General features: G+C 62.4%; 13 protein-coding genes. 8 read left to right on the top strand and 5 right to left on the bottom strand.

Annotated features, from left to right (window positions below):
• A complete protein-coding gene (locus JFN93_RS00625) occupies positions 1–960 on the bottom strand; it encodes an alpha-ketoacid dehydrogenase subunit beta (RefSeq protein WP_199382042.1) in 960 nt (319 codons plus the stop codon).
• 1 nt (position 961) lies between these two features.
• Positions 962–2,017: a pyruvate dehydrogenase (acetyl-transferring) E1 component subunit alpha gene (pdhA, locus tag JFN93_RS00620; protein ID WP_199382041.1), complete on the bottom strand. Its 1,056-nt coding sequence runs from the start codon at positions 2,015–2,017 to the stop codon at positions 962–964.
• A 402-nt stretch (positions 2,018–2,419) separates the two neighbouring features.
• Here pdhA and pstS point away from each other — a divergent pair, with 402 nt between their 5' ends.
• The 5 genes from pstS (at position 2,420) to phoU (ending at position 6,983) form a co-directional block, all read left to right on the top strand.
• Entirely contained in the window at positions 2,420–3,445 is a 1,026-nt protein-coding gene (gene pstS, locus JFN93_RS00615; RefSeq protein WP_199382040.1) for a phosphate ABC transporter substrate-binding protein PstS, read from the top strand.
• Between the two features lie 105 nt (positions 3,446–3,550).
• The gene (gene pstC / locus JFN93_RS00610; RefSeq protein WP_328753210.1) at positions 3,551–4,483 is read left to right on the top strand and encodes a phosphate ABC transporter permease subunit PstC; all 933 of its coding nucleotides are present in this window, start codon (positions 3,551–3,553) and stop codon (positions 4,481–4,483) included.
• On the top strand, positions 4,483–5,322 hold the full coding sequence (gene pstA, locus JFN93_RS00605) for a phosphate ABC transporter permease PstA (protein ID WP_407931865.1): 840 nt from the start codon (positions 4,483–4,485) through the stop codon (positions 5,320–5,322). The genes pstC and pstA overlap by 1 nt, the downstream gene beginning before the upstream one ends.
• 80 nt (positions 5,323–5,402) lie before the next feature.
• Positions 5,403–6,161 carry a phosphate ABC transporter ATP-binding protein PstB gene (pstB, locus tag JFN93_RS00600; protein WP_199382038.1) on the top strand — a complete coding sequence of 253 codons (759 nt, stop codon included), beginning with the start codon at positions 5,403–5,405 and terminating at the stop codon, positions 6,159–6,161.
• A 150-nt stretch (positions 6,162–6,311) separates the two neighbouring features.
• Positions 6,312–6,983 (top strand): phosphate signaling complex protein PhoU, encoded by a 672-nt coding sequence (gene phoU, locus JFN93_RS00595; protein WP_199382037.1) that lies wholly within the window; start codon positions 6,312–6,314, stop codon positions 6,981–6,983.
• A 651-nt stretch (positions 6,984–7,634) separates the two neighbouring features.
• Here the strand turns inward: phoU and JFN93_RS00590 are convergent.
• The 3 genes from JFN93_RS00590 to JFN93_RS00580 form a co-directional block, all read right to left on the bottom strand.
• The gene (locus tag JFN93_RS00590) at positions 7,635–8,615 is read right to left on the bottom strand and encodes a D-2-hydroxyacid dehydrogenase (protein WP_199382036.1); all 981 of its coding nucleotides are present in this window, start codon (positions 8,613–8,615) and stop codon (positions 7,635–7,637) included.
• A gap of 48 nt (positions 8,616–8,663) precedes the next feature.
• Entirely contained in the window at positions 8,664–9,254 is a 591-nt protein-coding gene (locus JFN93_RS00585; RefSeq protein ID WP_199382035.1) for a DUF502 domain-containing protein, read from the bottom strand.
• Between the two features lie 169 nt (positions 9,255–9,423).
• The gene (locus JFN93_RS00580) at positions 9,424–10,140 is read right to left on the bottom strand and encodes a response regulator (protein ID WP_199382034.1); all 717 of its coding nucleotides are present in this window, start codon (positions 10,138–10,140) and stop codon (positions 9,424–9,426) included.
• 138 nt (positions 10,141–10,278) lie between these two features.
• Here JFN93_RS00580 and JFN93_RS00575 point away from each other — a divergent pair, with 138 nt between their 5' ends.
• Genes JFN93_RS00575 through JFN93_RS00565 form a run of 3 tightly spaced genes read left to right on the top strand, consistent with a single transcriptional unit; the run spans position 10,279 to position 13,869 of the window.
• Positions 10,279–11,688 (top strand): S41 family peptidase, encoded by a 1,410-nt coding sequence (locus tag JFN93_RS00575; RefSeq protein WP_199382263.1) that lies wholly within the window; start codon positions 10,279–10,281, stop codon positions 11,686–11,688.
• Between the two features lie 2 nt (positions 11,689–11,690).
• Complete coding sequence (gene miaA / locus JFN93_RS00570; RefSeq protein WP_328753203.1) at positions 11,691–12,590, top strand: tRNA (adenosine(37)-N6)-dimethylallyltransferase MiaA; 900 nt, start codon at positions 11,691–11,693, stop codon at positions 12,588–12,590.
• 10 nt (positions 12,591–12,600) lie between these two features.
• Positions 12,601–13,869, top strand: a complete 1,269-nt coding sequence (locus JFN93_RS00565; protein ID WP_199382033.1) for a glycosyltransferase family 2 protein — start codon at positions 12,601–12,603, stop codon at positions 13,867–13,869.
• Positions 13,870–14,155: the final 286 nt, after the last annotated feature.

Genomic DNA, 14,155 nt, shown 5'->3' with positions numbered 1-14,155 from the left:
TCAGTACCTCAGGACTTCCTGGACCGCGTTACTAATATGGTCCATGGTGGGAAGATAGGCGTCGATCAGCTTGGGAAGCGGCATGGTGACGTCGGGGGCGGCCACGCGCAGCACCGGTCCCCGCAGGTAGAGAATGGCCTCCTCCGCGATGGTCGCAACGATCTCGGCGCCAAACCCGCCGGTCTTCGGTGCCTCCTGGACCACCACGGCGCGTCCGGTCTTGCGCACCGAGGCGAGCACGGTCTCGGCGTCGAAGGGGGAAAGGGTCATCAAGTCAATCACCTCGGCCTCGGGGCCGACCGCTTTCAGCACCCGCTCCAGCATGCTCCCCCAGGAAACCACGGTAACCTGCTTTCCCTCCCGGACCACCCGCGCTTTTCCCAGGGGGATGGTGTACTCCCCCTCGGGAACCTCCTCCCGGATCATCCGGTAGAGGCGGGTCGGTTCCAGAAAGAGGACCGGGTCCGGATCGCGCAGGGCCTGGAGCAAAAGCCCCTTGGCATGATACGGGCCGGAGGGGACCACCACCTTGATTCCCGGCATATGACAGAAAAGCGCCTCGGAGCTCTCCTCGTGAAGTTCCGGCGCCTTGATCCCGCCGCCGTAGGGGGTGCGGATGACCATTGGACAGCTGTAGCGTCCCCGGGAACGGTTGCGGATCCGGGCCGCATGGGTGAAGATCTGGTCCAGCGCGGCGTACGCGAAGCCCAGGAACTGGATCTCGGGGACCGGGCGCAGCCCGTAGGCGGCCATCCCGATGGCGGTACCGACGATGCCGGACTCGGAGAGCGGGGTGTCGATGACCCGTTCGGCGCCGAAGCGCTCCCAGAGCCCTTCGGTAACCCGGAACACACCGCCGTCCTTGCCGATGTCCTCCCCCAGGAGCACCACCCGGTCGTCGCGCTCCATCTCCTGGGCCAACGCCTGGTTGATGGCCTGAACCATGTTTAGGTGCGGCATGCTAGGACTCCTCGAGCTGCGCGGCCTGCCGGGGCGTCGGTGCCGCGGCAGTATAGGTAAATAGATCGGAGCGCTCCGGCGGGGGAATTTCTTCCATGGCGCGCACCCCTGCGTCCACCGTCTGCTGCACCTGCTCCTGCACCTGGTTCCGGTAGGCCTCATCCCAAAGCCCGCGCCGCGCCAAAAAACGCTCCAGGCGCAGCAAGGGATCGCGCTCACGCCAGCTCGCCACCTCCTCCGGGGGACGGTAGCGGGCCGCGTCGTCCGCCGTGGTGTGGTCGGCCATCCGGTAGGTGAGGCACTCGACGAAGGTCGGCCCTCCCCCGTCCCGGGCCCGGTCCAGCGCCTCCTTCACCCCGCGGTAGACCGCCAGGACGTCGTTTCCGTCCACCTGGATCCCCTCGAAGCCGTAGCCGAAAGCCTTTTGGGCCAGGGTGGCTGCCGCGGTCTGCTCCCGGACCGGAATGGAAATCGCCCACTGGTTGTTCTGGCAGACGAAGACCACCGGAGCGTTTAAGGCGCCGGCCATGTTGAAGGCCTCGTGGAAGTCCCCCTTGGAAGTGGCGCCGTCCCCGAAGAAAACGGCGACCGCCACCGGGTCCTTGCGGTAGCGCGCCGCCAGGGCGGCACCGACGGCATGGGGAAGATGGGTCCCGACCGAGACGCAGAACGGGAAGATGTTGAGATGATCGGGCCCCCGCTGTCCCCGCTCGTCCCCGGCCCAGTATTGATAGAGTTGGGCGATCGGATACCCCAGGGTGAGGTGGATGCCGACCTCGCGGAAGGACGGGAAGACCCAGTCGGTCGGCTTGAGGGCAAAGGCGCTGCCGATCTGGGCAGCCTCCTGGCCGAAGCTCGGAGGGTACGTGCCGAGCCTCCCTTCGCGCTGCAGCGCCAAAGCCCGGTTGTCGTAGGTGCGCAGCAGCACCATCATCTCGTACATGCGCCGCAGCTCGGCGTCGGGGAGCTCCGGCATCAAGGCCTCATCGACGTTGCCGTCGGGATCGAGAATGCTCAGGCGCCGGACGTTGAAGGTGGCAAGGATTTCTTGGGGCATGGCCGGTCCTTTTCTCATTAGCTGTGACATGTTTGGGAGAACAGTTTAGCGGCTGCCGAAGCGGTGTCAACGAGAGGGGCGCGTCTCATGAGGAGGAAGGGCTCGGACAATGGGATCGCCGACGTTCCCGTCCCATCCGTTGGATCACCGCCCCCTGGTTCGGGCCGCGGCGGGAGCGCTAAAACACATTAAAAAGACATCCACTCCTGACCCATTCTTAACCATTCCGTAACAAAGGGGGGCTATGCTGGCCTCAGATTCAGGCAGGTAGCCCCCTCGGGAGCCCTCGCGCCGAGCTTCGGCGGGGCGCCATGGAACATTTGCAAAAGCGTAACCCGCCTGTAACATTTCTCCGGCATTCTCCGGGGGTTCATGAGATCGTAACCAAGAAGGAGTCTGTACATGTTGAAATCCCTGCGTAACGCAATCGCGGCCCTGGCACTGGCGGGCTTTCTGGCACCGGTTGCCGCCTCGGCGGAAACCCTGATCAACGGGGCCGGCGCCACCTTCCCCTACCCGCTCTATTCCAAATGGTTTTCCGAATACGCCAAGATCGACCGGAGCGTGAAGTTCAACTACCAGTCGATCGGCAGCGGCGGCGGCATCAAGCAGATCACCGCGCAGACCGTCGACTTCGGCGCGAGCGACAAGTTCCTCTCCGACCAGGAACTCAAGGCGGCTCCCGGCAAGCTCCTGCACATCCCGACCGTGATGGGTGCGGTCGTCGTCACCTACAACATCCCGGGCGTCGCCAAGGGGCTCAAGCTTTCCCCCGAGACGCTGACCGAGATCTTCCAGGGCAAGCTGACCTCGTGGAGCGATCCGCGGCTCACCCGCGACAACCCGGGCCTGAAGCTCCCCAACAAGCCGATCATCGTCGTGCACCGCTCCGACGGGAGCGGCACCACCAGCATCTTCACCGATTATCTCTCCAGCGTCAGCCCGGCATGGGCCAAGGGCGTCGGCAAAGGCACCTCGGTCAAGTGGCCGGTGGGGCTTGGGGGCAAGGGTAACGAAGGGGTCGCCGGCCAGATCCGGACCACGCCGTTTTCGATCGGCTACGTCGAGCTCGCCTATGCCTTCGAAAACCAGCTCCCCTACGCCTTCCTGAAAAACCTCGCCGGGACCTTCGTGGAGCCGACCATCGCCTCGACCTCTGCAGCCGCGGCGGGTGCCGCCAAATCGATGCCAGCGGACTTCCGGATCTCCCTGGTGAACCAGCCGGGCAAGAACGCCTACCCGATCGTCGGGTTCACCTGGCTCCTCGTTTACCAGGACCAGCGGGACAAGGCAAAGGGGAAGAAACTCGTCGAGTTCCTGCGCTGGGAGCTGCGCCAGGGCCAGTCGATGGCGGCAAAGCTCCTCTACGCGCCGCTGCCGGCCAACGTGGCGAAGATGGTGGGAAAAACGGTAGCGACGATTAAATAAGCGGAGGACGTGGTGCAACAGCGTGCAGAAACAGGGAAGGATTGCCTCCCCTTCACCACCTCGGCAACAGACAGGACGGAGCAGACGGTGGGGAAACCAAGAACAGTGGACAGGGAAAAAGCCATCACCGGAGACCGGATTTTCAAGTGGATGACCACCGGGTTTGCCTTCAGCATCCTCATCATCCTGGGGCTGATGCTGTTCCAGATGGCGGGGGAGAGCTGGCCGGCGCTCAAGCAGTTCGGCTGGCAGTTCGTGACCGGCAGGGACTGGGACGCAGTCCAGGGGCATTTCGGGGCGCTCCCCTACCTTTACGGGTCGGTGGTCTCCTCGGTGCTGGCCCTGCTGCTGGCAACTCCGCTGAGCATTGGGGCCGCGATCTTCATCACCGAGATCGCCCCGAAGCGGCTGGGGAGCCTGATCGCCCCGCTGGTCGAGCTTCTGGCGGCGATCCCCTCGGTCATCTACGGCCTTTGGGGGGTACTGGTGATGGCCCCCTGGCTGCAGTCCACGGTGGAGCCGTTTCTGATCGAGCGCTTCGGCTTTCTCCCCTTCTTCCAGGGAGCGCCGTACGGGGTCAGCATGCTGGCCGCGGTCTTCATCCTGATGATCATGGTGGTGCCGATCATCACCTCGATCACCCGTGAGGTACTCCTCGCGGTGCCGCAGAGCCAGAAGGAGGCGGCCATAGCCTTGGGCGCCACCCGCTGGGAAACCATCATGATGGCGGTCCTCCCCTACGGGCGCTCCGGCATCATGGGGGCGGCGATCCTCGGCCTGGGACGCGCGGTCGGCGAGACCATGGCGGTGACCATGGTGATCGGCAACGCGCCGCAGATCTCGGCCTCGCTCCTCTCCCCGGCCTACACCATGCCGAGCGTCATCGCCAACGAGTTTGCCGAAGCGGTTTCCAAGCTGCACACCGCCGCGCTCATGGAAATCGGCCTCATGCTCCTGGTGGTCACCCTCATTATCAACGCCCTGGCCCGGCTCCTCATCTGGGGGGTCACCAAGGATAGCTCCGGAGGTGCGGCATGATGCGCAGTGTCGCCTGGCGTAATACCAAGAACCACCTGATGACCGCGCTGATGTTAGCGGCTACCGCAGCGGTACTTTTCCCCCTGCTCCTGATCTTCGTTCACATCGTGAAGATGGGGATCGATTCGCTCAGTGTTGATTTCTTCACCCAGATTCCGAAACCGACCGGCGAACAGGGAGGCGGCATGGCCAACGGCATGCTCGGCTCGCTGATCATGATCGGCGCGGCGTCCCTGGTGGGGCTGCCGATCGGGATCTTCGGAGCCATCTACCTGACCGAGTACGGCGGCAGCCGCATGTCGGCCGCGATCCGCTTCGCCGCCGACGTCCTCTCCGGCACCCCGTCCATCATCACCGGCCTGGTCGCCTATTCGCTCTTGGTCGTGCCGATGAAGGGATTCTCCGCGATGGCCGGCGCCGCGGCGCTCGGGATGATCATGGTCCCGATCGTGCTCCGCACCACCGAGGAGCAGCTCAAGATGGTGCCGGGAACCCTGCGCGAAGCATCGCTTGCCCTCGGGGTGCCGCTTTGGCGGACCAGCCTGAAGGTGACCCTGAGAAGCGCCACTTCCGGCGTGCTTACCGGCATCCTGCTCGCCATCGCCCGGGTGGCCGGCGAGACCGCGCCGCTGCTCTTCACCGCGCTGGGGAACCAGTTCTGGGGCAAGAGCCTCTTCGCCCCGATGGCGGCGATCCCGCTGCAGATCTTCACCTTCGCCATCTCCCCGTACGAGGATTGGCACCGCCTGGCCTGGGCCGGCGCGCTGGTCCTGGTAGTGGTGATGTTCACCCTAAGCCTCACCGCGCGGTATTTCGGCAGGCAGAAGTACCGGATCTAAGACAGGAATTTGGCGGGGGCATCCCAGTCCCAACCGGCGCCACGGCGGCGTCGCAATGAAAACAGGAAGTTGAGGAAGGCATGAACAACAAGGTACAACTGGACCAGGTCAACATCCACTTCGGCAAGACCCACGCGGTTAAGAACGTCAGCATCTTGTTTCCGGAAAACAGCGTCACCGCGATCATCGGGCCTTCCGGGTGCGGCAAATCCACGCTGCTCCGCTCGATCAACCGGATGCACGACCTTTTTCCCAGCGCCCGCGTCGAGGGGAGGATCCTGGTCGACGGCTCGGATATCTACGACAAAGGGGTCGATCCGGTCTCGATCCGGCGCCGGGTCGGGATGGTCTTCCAAAAGCCCAATCCCTTCCCCGCGATGAGCATCTACGACAACGTGATCGCCGGGTACAAGCTGAACGGGCGCATGGTAAAGAGCGAGGCGGACGACATCGTCGAGACCAGCCTGAAGCGGGTTGCCCTCTGGGAAGAGGTGAAGGACCGCCTGAAGACCAACGCGATGAACCTTTCCGGCGGCCAGCAGCAGCGTCTTTGCATTGCACGCACCATCGCGGTGAAGCCCGAAGTGATCCTGATGGACGAGCCGGCCTCGGCGCTCGACCCGATCTCCACCTTGAAGATCGAGGAGCTGATCGAGGAACTCAAGGAACGCTACACGATCATCATCGTCACCCACAACATGCAGCAGGCCGCCCGCGTCTCCGACTACACCGCCTTTCTCTACATGGGGGAGCTGGTCGAGTGCGGCGAAACCAAGAAGATCTTCACCACGCCGGAGCAGAAGCAGACCGAGGATTACATCACCGGCCGGTTCGGGTAACAAGTCAGGTGGTTGATGGATGGACAGGGCATGCGGCTAAAAAGGAAAAGACTTCCCGCATCAGGCAGCCTCGGTACGCCCATCCTCACCCTGTCCCTCTCCTTGAAGGAGAGGGAACGCAAATGATAAGAGACGCAGGGAGTCTATTTAATGGAAAGAGAGCATTTCAGCAAACAATTCGACGCCGAACTGAATGACATCCGGGAGAAACTCCTGGAGATGGGGGGCAAGGTCGAAGTCATGATCGCCAACGCCATGAAATCGCTGGTGGAGCGGGACACTGCGCTGGCGGCCAAAACGATCGCCTTCGATCATGAGATCAACCGCCTGGAAATGGAGATCGATGAGAAGTGCCTGGAGGTACTGGCCCGCCGCCAGCCTGCGGCACGAGACCTGCGCTTTCTTACCCTGGCGCTCAAGATCGTGACCGACCTGGAGCGGATCGGGGACCAGTGCGCCAACATCTGCAAAAGGGCGAAGGAACTCAACCAGGAGCCGGCCCTCAAGCCGTACATCGACCTTCCCCGGATGGCGCAGAAGGCCTCCGACATGGTCCAGGAGGCGCTCGACGCCTTCGTGCGCGGCGACGAAGCGCTGGCCATCAAGGTCTGCACCGACGACCAGGCGGTGGACGAGCTGAACGAGCAGATCCAGCGGGAACTCTTGACCTTCATGATGGGGGATCCCACCACCATCAGCCGGGCGATCAAGATCAACCACATCTCCAAATGCCTGGAGCGGATCGCCGACCACGCCACCAACGTGGCGGAAATGGTGATCTTCATGGTCAAAGGTAAGGACATCCGGCATACCATCGCGTAGTCGCGACACTGTATAGGCTGCAGCAAGAAAAGGCGTCCTTCTAAGGGCGCCTTTTCTTGTATGCCGATAGTTCTCCCTCTCCCGGCGGGAGAGGGAGAAAAGGTCTGATAAAAAAAAGCCCGGAGGTGCAACACCTGCCGGGCGGGGAGGCCAGAGGGCCCAAAAGTCGATTTGTCTGAATTTATCTTCTATGCCTAAACCGCGGCGAGCAAGTCGGAATGAACACCGGTCGCTTCCACCGGATATTCCTTATGACACCCGCCGCAGCACACTTTTCCAGAACTGGCCTTGGTCCACGGGATAAGATTGCGGGAATCGCACCACTCGCAGTACCACACGTAAAAATCTCCCCTCGTCAACGTTTTCATATTCTCTCTCCTTTTGTATTGGCGCAAAGATAACAGCGCAATATTACAGTTCCATTACAAAAGAATGATTGTTCTGCAAAGGGAAGAGATGAGGTGATACGGAGGCATCCGCTAACAACTGAAAGAAGTCTGGTTTCCACGTCCCCTCTCCTTCAAGGAGAGGGACAGGGTGAGGATGGGGGAAAGATGAGATGGACCTTCGTGGCAGCGTCCCCCCCCTTGTCATTTCGACCTGGCGCTCGCGCGCGACCCCGCCAGGGGAAGGGGGATCTCGCCGGGGATCTTACGAGCGCGGGACCGGCTGGTTCACCACGTTTTGCGGGGTACCGGCGAGGAACAGCTCGATGTTTTTGGCGGTGGTGGCCATGAGCCGCTGGCGTGCCGCCAGACTGGCCCAGGCGATGTGCGGGGTGATGATGCAGTTGCGGGCGCCGCGCAGCGGGCTGTCCGCCGGCATCGGCTCCACCGCGGCCACGTCGAGTCCCGCGCCGCCGATCACGCCCTCGTTGAGGGCGTCGGCAAGATCGCGCTCATTGATCAGGCCGCCCCGGGCCGTATTCAAAAGAAAGGCATGGGGCTTCATGAGCGACAGCAGCGAGCGGTTCACAAATGCCGGGTTTTCCGCTGTCAACGGAGAGTGCAGGCTCACTACGTCGGAGCGCCGGAACACTTCTTCCAGCGTGGTCCACTCCACCGGGACCCCTTCCGGGACGTTGCGGCTGCGCGGGTTATAAGCGAGGACCTTCATCCCGAAGGCATGCGCGATCCGCGCCACACACCCGCCGATCCGCCCCATCCCTACGATCCCGAAGGTCTTGCCGTACAGCTCGCTCAGCGGCGCCTTGATCAGGGTGAAGTCCCGGGCCCGGGCCCACTCCCCTTCCTGGACCGCCGCATGGTAAAGCGCGACGTGGTTGGTGAGTTCGAGCAGGAGCGCGAAGGCGTGCTGCGCCACCGAATCGCTGCCGTACTCGGGAACGTTCACGACAGGAACACCCAAGCGGGAACAGGCCTCCAGGTCGACCACGTTGTAGCCGGTGGCGAGGACGCATACCAGCTTGAGGCGCGGCAGTTGGGCCAGCGTTGCCGCGGTGAGCCGGGTCTTGTTGGTGAGGACGATATCGGCGTCGACGGTGCGCTCCACCACCAAGGTTTCCGGGGTGCGGTCGTAGACGGAAAAGGAGCCGAAGCGTGCGACGGGATCCCATGGGTTGTCGCCGGGATTCAGGGTATAGCCGTCCAGGACGACCAGGGTGGTTTGCATGACATGCTCCCAAAAATGAGTAGGGGACTGGCACCTGGAGCCAGTCCCCTAATGAACGACGGCGCCGCCGGAGACTACGAACTTCACGGCCTCCTCCACGGTCATGCCGCTGTCGTGGACTTCGCTTTCGCGGAAAAACAGGGCAAACCCGGAGGTGGGATTCGGCATGGTAGGAATGTACACGACGACCAGCTTCTCACCGCCCCGCTCCACCTCGCCGGTCACGAAGCCGACCGCACGGACGCCGGCCCGCGGCCACTCGACGAAAACGGCGCGCCGGTAGGATGTCTTCCCTTCCTTGAACACCTGGGTGAGCTGCTTGCTGGAGGTATAGATCGACTTCACCAGCGGGATCTTGGAAAGCATCTTGTCGGACGACTTGAGGATCCGGGTTCCCATGACGTTGGTGGCGAGGACTCCGGAAAAGTAGATGACGACCGCGCCGGTCAGCATCCCCAGCCCGGGGATATGGTAGTCGCGGTGGATGAAGACGCTGAAGGCGGAGTCGAGGTAGGTCCCGAGGATGCCGTCGGCGAAGTTGAAGAGGAATTTGAGAATGAATATGGTGATCCCGACCGGAACCACCACGAAAAGGCCGGTTACGAATTTCGTTTTTACATGGTTGACAACCGTCTCCATCACACCCTCCCGAAGAGTACGAGAGAATGTACGCGCACTCCCGTTACAAAGTCAAGAATTCCACGGGGGTGCGCGGCCTGGAGCGGCGAAGGGGCGTCAAAGTGGGTGAATGCCGGGAAACCGGCCGGTGAGGCAGCCGGATCGGGCTGACCGGGAAAGGAAAAGGGAATTACCAGGCGGGGACGAGGTTTTGGGTCCTGACAAAGGTGCGGATGGCTTCGAGATGATCGAGGCCGAGATCAAGGAACTGCACCCCCATCCCTACCGCAAGTTGAGGATTGCTCTGGTAGTAGCTGGAATTGATCCAGGCGATCTTGGCGTTGCATCGGATACAGGAGCTGTCGTGAGGCAGGACGAACTCCGCCTGGATCCGGGTTCCGACCGAAAGAAGCGCCTCGGTCTCCAGGAACAGGCCGCCGGTGCTCAGGTTGATACTGTAATCGGTTAGGGGGAACTCGTTGTTGCTGCCGTAGCTCACCAGCAGCCGCACGTGGGCGCGTTCCTCGTAGCGGACCCTCAGGCCGAGCATCCGGCGCGCCATGGCCTGCACCTGGTAACGGGTCACCGGCTTGGGCATGACCTCATCGCACCCCGCCTCGCGGCAACTCTCGTAATCGGACTCGTAGCCGCTTGCGGTGACCATGACGACGGGGATCGTCTTCAAATCCCGGTCGGCCTTGATGATCCGGCAGCACTCCAGCCCCCCCATGCGCGGCATGAAGAGGTCCATGAAAATGAGCTCCGGACGGCTTTCCATGATGCTCCTCAGGCAATCGTAGCCGTCACGCGCGAGGCGGATCTCGAACTCATCCTCGTTGAAAAGGGCTTTCTCCATCTCCAAAAAAGGCTCGACGTCGTCCACCAGAAGCACTTTTTTCCTGGGCATGGGGCACCTCCGTTTGGCACCGGAAAAGATTAGCAGTGCATGTGGGTTTGGCAACGGCCGTTACCTGTTGACAACCGGGCGGCCACATCATACAGTGCATCGTTCCACAACCCCCAAATCCACGAAAAGGCTCAGATGATGTCGAAAAAAAGGTTCGTCCTTATCGCTGTCATTACATTCCTGGTCGCCTCGGCGCTGCTCACCCCCCACGCCCTCAGGGTGATGCGCCAGCCCAGAACGGATGCCGACTACCTCCGCCTGTTCCGCGAAGTGGTCACCATCGTCAAGAAAAGCTACGTCACCGACGTCGACAATAAGAAGCTGATGCAAGGGGCGGTGAACGGGATGCTGACCGCACTCGATCCGCACAGCCAGTACCTGCCGCTCACCGACTTCACCGAGATGAAGGTCCACATGGCCGGAGCTTTCGGCGGGGTCGGGATCGAGCTGGGGATGGAAAACGGCAAGCTGACGGTGAACGCGCCGATCGAGGACACCCCCGCCTTCCGGGCCGGCATCCAGGCCGGCGACCATATCTATAGGATCGACGGCAAGCTGACCAAGGGAATGAATATCAACGACGCGGTCAGCCGCATGCGGGGAACCCCGGGGACCGCGGTCACCTTGGGCATCGAGCGGGCCGGCAGTGCGCCGCTCAGCTTCCGGCTGGTGCGGGCGATCATCAAGACCAAGAGCCTCAAGGGGAGGCTGCTCGAACCGGGCATCGGGTACGTCACCATTGCCGAGTTCCAGGAGCGCACCGGAGAGGATTTCGACAAGGCGCTCAAGACGCTGGCGGCCGACAACGGCGGGCCGCTCTCCGGGCTGATCCTGGACCTGCGTTACAACCCGGGCGGACTCGTGGACCAGGCCTTCCGGGTGGCGGACCGGTTCATCGGCGACAACCCGACCGACGAAGGGGTCATCGTCACCACCAAGGGGAGGGAACCCTCCTCCACCCGCAGCCTCACCGCCTACGTCGGGCAGAAGGAGCCCAACTACCCGATGGTGGTCCTGATCAACGGCGGGAGCGCCAGCGCCGCCGAGATCGTCGCCGGCGCCCTTCAGGACCACAAGCGCGCGGTGATCATGGGGACCCAGAGTTTCGGGAAAGGATCGGTGCAGTCGATCATCCAGCTTCCCAACGGCGACGGCTTGAAACTGACCACGGCACGCTACTATACGCCGAGCGGCCGCTCCATCCAGGCCCGCGGCATCACCCCCGACATCATCGTCGACCGCATCAAAAAGCCGGCGAAGACCGCCAAAACCGGCAAGCCGGAGGACAAGGAAGATGAGATCCACGAGAAGGACCTCGAGGGACACATCTCCGGAGGCGACGACGCGGTGACTCCGCCGACCAAAAAGCCGGCTTCCGCTCCCGCGCTGAAGAAATCGCCGGATGAGAAGATGGTGGAACTCCTCAAGAGCGACAACCAGGTGATGCGGGCGGTCGACCTGCTCAAGGGGCTCAACTACATGAAGAGCACCTATCCGCTCCCGGCAAAGGCACCGAAGACGGTTACGGCGAAGACAACGAAGCAATAGCAGTGAACCGAGCCCCCCTCAATACCATCACCCAAAAGCTCCAGGCAGGGTCGTACAACCTGCTCGTGATCCTCGGCCCCACCGCCTCCGGCAAAACCCGGCTGGCGGTGGAGCTCGCGCAGCTGACCGGCGGCGAAATCATCTCGGCGGACTCCCGCCAGGTCTACCGCGGCATGGACATCGGCACCGGCAAAGACCTCCACGAATACGGCTCCGTCCCCTACCACCTGATCGACGTTCTCCCCCCCGGTTCCGAGTTCAACCTGTACGAGTTCCAGCGCCTTTTTCTGACCTGCTATGAAGAGATCACCGGTCGTGGCAAGTTGCCCATCCTGGCCGGCGGCAGCGGCATGTACCTCGACTGCGTGCTGCGCGGCTACCGGCTCGCCGAGGTACCGGAGAACGCGGCGTTGCGCGCCGAATCGGCAAACCTTTCCCGGGAAGCTCTCACCGAGCGCCTGCGGCAAGCGAATCCGAAACTGCATAACACGACGGACTTGTTGGATCGGGACCGCCTGATACGGGCGATCGAGATCGCCGAGCATGAAGGCGAAACCGAGCCATGGCCGGACATCGTACCGCTGGTGGTGGGAATCCGCTGGGATCGCTCCGTGCTGCGCGGCCGGATCACCGCGCGTCTCAAGGACCGGCTGGAAAACGGGATGGTGGAAGAAGCCGCCCGCCTGCACGCGGAAGGAGTTCCCTGGGAGAAGATGGAGTTCTACGGCCTCGAATATCGCTACCTCGCGCGGCACCTGAAAGGGGAGCTGAACCGCAACGACATGTTTCAGAAGCTGAACAGCGCCATCCACGATTTCGCGAAGAAGCAGGAAAACTGGTTCCGGAAGATGGAAAGCCGCGGCACCGAAATTCTGTGGATCGACGGGGAGATGTTGACGTAGAGTCCATTACATGAACAACCTTCTCACCAAATACGTCGCCACCCGCTCCGTGAAGGGGCCGTGGAGCATTGAAAGGTGCACCGGGACCGGATTCGCCGGGGCCGTTGTCATACCGGCGCTGAGCGAGTCGGAGCGGCTGTTCGGCACTCTGGATTCGCTCGCCGCAAATCCGCCGGAAATGCTGGAGCGATTTCTTGTGTTGGTGGTGGTGAACCACCGGGAAGACGCGACGCCGCAGCAAAAAGAGGACAACCGGATGACCCTGGAGCGGCTGCGGAGCTGGGAATCTCCTATGAACCTGGCCTTCATCGATGCCGCGACCCCCGACCGGGAATTACCCTCCCGCACCGGCGGGGTCGGACTGGCGCGAAAGATCGGCCTGGACTTGGCCCTGCCTCGCCTTGCGGCGGACGGCATCCTGATTTGCCTCGACGCGGATACCCTGGTCGGGCCTGACTACCTCCGGGCGATCTCGGCCCATTTCACCACCAGCCGTTGCGGGGGTGCGGTCATCCCGTTTCGTCACCAGCGGGGAGCAAGTGAGCACGAGGAGCGGGCGATCACCCTCTACGAGTTGTACCTGCGCCACTATGTACTGGGGCTCGACTACGCCGGTTCGCCGTATGCATTTCACACCGTCGGCAGCGCCATGGCGTGCACCGCGCGGGCCTATCTTCGCATGGGTGGGATGAACAGCCGCTGCGCCGGAGAGGACTTCTATTTCCTGCAGCAGCTCAAACGGACGGCGGGAATCGAGCAGGTGCAAGGCTGCACCGTTCATCCCGCGGCGCGAAGCTCATGGAGGGTCCCCTTCGGAACCGGTAAGAGCATTGCGCGGCTGCTTGCGGAAGGTGAGGATGCCGTCAGCTTCTACCGGGTTGAATGCTACGAGATCCTGAAGCGGTGGCTGGAGGTCGCCGGACAGGGACTGGGGCAGGACGGGGATGCCCTCCTGGAGCAGGCGAAAGAGATCCATCCGATGCTGGGCGATTATCTGGCAGACGCCGGATTTCCAACGGTGTGGGACCGTTTGGCGGCTAACAGTAAAGGGGCCGACGCCCTCACTGCAGCGTTTCACGTATGGTTTGACTCGCTGAAGACGGTGCGCCTCATTCACCATCTCTCGGCCGCCCTGCCGAGGTGCCGGCCCGAGGAAAGCGTCCCGCATCTGCTGGCAAAGTACGGCGTTGACGCCCCGGAAACGGAATCGGCGCAACTTGAAGTACTGAGGCACCTGCAACTGGGAACCGGCGGTTTCGAAGCGCTCGGCCACCGATGACCATAGAGAGCCAATCACACTTGTGGGAGCGCCATTCCTGGCGCGAATAATCCGAAGCCTAAGGATCGATTCGCGCCTGGAAAGGCGCTCCCACAGTTATGGCGAACATAGTATTTAAGAACCGGCAGCGCCCTTCATGCCCCCCTGCCCACGCCCTCCGCAAGAAGACATAACCTCCTTATAAATTGACGTATTGCCGGCCGCCATGGTACGAAGGTAGCGGACCTCGCTCAGCGACGGCTTCCCATTTTGAAAGAAAGGTTCTTAACGTAGAACAGGTTAAAGA

Origin of the sequence: Geomesophilobacter sediminis (assembly GCF_016458275.1) — a bacterium.
Lineage (GTDB): Bacteria > Desulfobacterota > Desulfuromonadia > Geobacterales > Geobacteraceae > Geomesophilobacter > Geomesophilobacter sediminis.
This window is presented reverse-complemented; position numbering and strand designations above follow the sequence as displayed.